Genomic DNA, 3,505 nt, shown 5'->3' with positions numbered 1-3,505 from the left:
CGTGCGTGCAGGGAAGATCCTCCAGGGTGACCAGCGGGGTTTCTGTTTCCCCCTCGCAGAGGACGACGTGCGCGTCTTTCACAAAGACCACCCGCTTTCCGTTCGCCCGATGCTCCCGGATGACAGGATGTTCGGGATCGATCGCAAAGAAGGTCACGCTCCCTGCGGAAAGTTCCTTCATCTCGACCACCAGAGGGTCAGTCGCATTCAGCACCGCTGTGCCGCTCGGCAGCACGACATCCACCGGGGTTCGTTTGACCTTGAACATATCCCGGGGTGAGTCAATGTACTTCTGACCGAGATGGTCCCCTTCCCCGATGTTCGTGACGATGGCGCAATCGCACTTGTCGAAGCCGAGCCCTTCCCGCAGGATTCCTCCCCGAGCGGCCTCAAAGACCGCCGCATCGACCAGCGGATTGAGCAGGACGTTCCGAGCACTTCGCGGTCCTGCACAGTCGCCCGTGTCGATGACTCGGCCATCGACCAGAACTCCGTCAGAACAGGTCAGACCGACAGTGTGGCCTGCGGCCTTCATGATCGAGGCGACAAGACGTGAGACGGTCGTTTTCCCATTCGTTCCGGTGACCGAGACGATCGGAATCCGACCGGTATCGCTCGGGTCTGGAAACATGTGGTCAATGATCGCTTCGCCCACGGCACGGGGCTTTCCGACTTCCGGCTTCAAATGCATCAGCAAACCGGGGCCGGCGTTGATCTCGACGATGACTCCCCCCTGCTCTTCCAGCGGACGGGAAATATCTTCCGTCACCAGGTCGATGCCGGTGATGTCCAGACCGATGATCTGAGCCGCCAGGATGGCGTGCTCGGCGACCGAAGGATGGACTTCGTCTGTGACATCGCGCGAGAGGTTGTCATTCCGTCGGATAATCGCTTTAACACCCGGCTCCAGAACCGTTTCCGGTGTGTAACCTTGGTTGGCCAGCGTGAGAATGATCAGTGGAATCATCCGAATCCGATCGAGTGGCTTGGATTCATCCTCGCCCCGGCGTGGATTGGAATTCACCTGAGACTCGATCAAGGCTTCAATCGTGCTGACACCGTCCCCGACGACCCAGATTGCGTCGCCCGCGGCGGCGGCAATCAGTTTGTTCCCCACGATCAGCAGGCGATGCTCCGAACCGCTGGCGAAGCGTTCGACGATCACCCCGGAACCCTCTTTCAGGGCTTCTTCGTAGGCGCTTTTCACCTGATGTTCTTCGGTCAGATCCATGAAGACGCCGCGACCATGATTTCCGTCGACCGGCTTCACGACGACCGGGCCGGGAATCGATTGAGCCGCCTCCCAGGCGTCCTCGGCACTTTCCACTTCGCGACCTTCCGGAACCGGAATCCCTGCCGCGGCAAGCATCATTTTCGTGAGCTGTTTATCCTGGGCGATCGATTCGGCGATCGCGCTGGTCGAATCGGTTTCGGCGGTCCAGATCCGGCGCTGATTCTTCCCCTGTCCGAACTGGACCAGACTGCCGGAATTGAGCCGTCGGAACGGGATGTTGCGAGCTCGGGCCGCGTCCACAATCGCGTTGGTGCTGGGACCCAGACAGACCCGATCCGCCAGATCACGCAATCGCTTCAGTTCGCTTTCCATTTCGAACGGAAGGTCGAACACAGCCGCCATGAGCAGCCGGTGAGCGGTTTCCAGACAGGCGTGGCCGAGTGTTTCGTCCTGGTAGCGGATCGCGACCTTGTAGACACCTTCTTCGGTGGTCTCACGTGCTCGTCCATAGCCGACAGGGGTGCCGCAAAGGGTCTGAAGTTCGAGTGTCGTGTGTTCCAGAATGTGAGCCAGATAGGTGCCCCAGCGGAGACGCTGAAAAAATCCGCCCCGTTCGCCCACACTGCAACGGTGTTCGATCATGCTGGGGAGCCAGGTCATCAACCGATCGTTAAAGCCGGGGATATGCGCGGACGAGGTATCTTTCAGCGCGCCCAGGTCGACCCAGGCTTCGAGAACAGTGTGCCGGGACCAGATGTTCGGGCCACGAAGAGCAAGAACCTTGCGGATGATCATGAATGCAATGAGATCCTGTCAGTACCGCTCGTCAATCAGGAGTACGAGGTCGGAGTGTCCGTTCGACCAAAACAGCGACGATTATGCCGGTATTTCCCTTTTTGTTCCATCAAGAATCGACATCCCCAATTCGCTTCCATGCATTTTTTTTCATCGCCCCCTGCCCCCACAGTCAAACTGCAACAATTCGACTGAAACACAGAAATTTCTGCCGAATTGATATTACAAACCCGCAAGTTTCCGTGTCGACAGCCCGGTTTCGTCCCGTTCGTACCCGCCCTCCCGGTGATCAGCAACGAATTCCTGACGAGACGTCTGCGGAATCTACCCCCGGAGGCCAGTTCCCGGCCTGCTTCCGGCAGCGTCTGCCCTCTCGGGTGCTGCTTCCACGAGCTGCTCGAAAGAGCTGCGTCGGGAGAAACCCTTGGGAGCAACTCGCCAATGCGAAATGCGCGCTGTACAGATTTGAGCACCTTGAGCATCTAATGGTCCAAACCCCTGTTTTACAGGCTTTTCAATTAGATGCTCACGTTGAGCATCTTGAGCACCTTGAGCATCTAATCATGAGCTGAAGGCCAAACACGCCGCAATCCGCTACTGAATTCATAACTATATGTTCGGAAAGGAGTTGTTTCACGGAACGGCCTTATCATCGATTTCTAGATGTCGAGTCGCGAGCCTGATCTTCAGGGAACACCGCTCGAAGTAAGAGCAAAAGCGGCGTCTCGCCGCTGACTGCACGCGGAATCTTGGGTGCGGAATGAATCACTATGTCACGACAGCAACGAACGCTCTGATCCTGAATCCCGCGAATTCTCCACAGACCAGCCCGGGCACGTATCCATAAAGAGCCCCAGAAGTCTGTTCCCCCAGAGTCACGATCGATTCTACGATAATCGTAAAACACGTCAAGATTATTTGTCGTGAATGACGTTGAGGCTTTCACGGCTTGGAAGCGAGTTCCGACAGTCAGTGAGGAAAGAAGCCCAAGCGATGAAAAAGGGAACGGGGACACAGTCAACGCAGTTCGGCACAGACTTGCAGTGTCCCTTTGGCCTGTTTCGTCGCGATTCTGAATAAATCTATCACTGACGACTACCGAACCTCCTAACGCCTAAAATCACCACGCACGAATGCTTGGTTGCGGAATGCACAACGAACTCAAACACGATTGGAGACAAACTCAGCACTTTTTTGTACCCATCAGGATCTCTCGCAAAACATCCCTCATCGCACTGAAAAAAAATCCCTTGCTCGTTCCGCGTCAGGGGGTTGCCTACATAGGTAGTAGTGAATGACAGTCGCTCTCCGGCGACTCTCTGCAGTCCGTACTTGTTTCCGACAAATGCCAAAGAGGGACCAATGACAGTCGGTACACCAAATTCAATTATGTCTTCTCCAACCTCGATATTGCCGTCCGCCATCCATTCGCCCATCCAGCGTTCAAGACTAAAATTACCGTCAATAAAGTTGTTC

The 3,505-nt window shown here is 56.0% G+C and carries 2 protein-coding genes; both read right to left on the bottom strand.

Translation table 11 applies throughout. From position 1 onward, the window contains the following. On the bottom strand, positions 1-2,029 hold a 2,029-nt coding region (locus VGE80_RS06665), incomplete at its 3' end, for a cyanophycin synthetase (RefSeq protein ID WP_440592109.1). 1,085 nt (positions 2,030-3,114) lie between these two features. Continuing rightward, a partial coding sequence (locus VGE80_RS06660; protein ID WP_440592108.1) for a hypothetical protein occupies positions 3,115-3,505 on the bottom strand: 391 nt, incomplete at its 5' end.

The sequence above is a fragment of the Schlesneria sp. genome (assembly GCF_036405755.1).
GTDB classification, from domain to species: domain Bacteria; phylum Planctomycetota; class Planctomycetia; order Planctomycetales; family Planctomycetaceae; genus Schlesneria; species Schlesneria sphaerica.
Note: the sequence above shows the minus strand (reverse complement) of the source record. Positions and strands in the feature narration are given on the sequence as shown.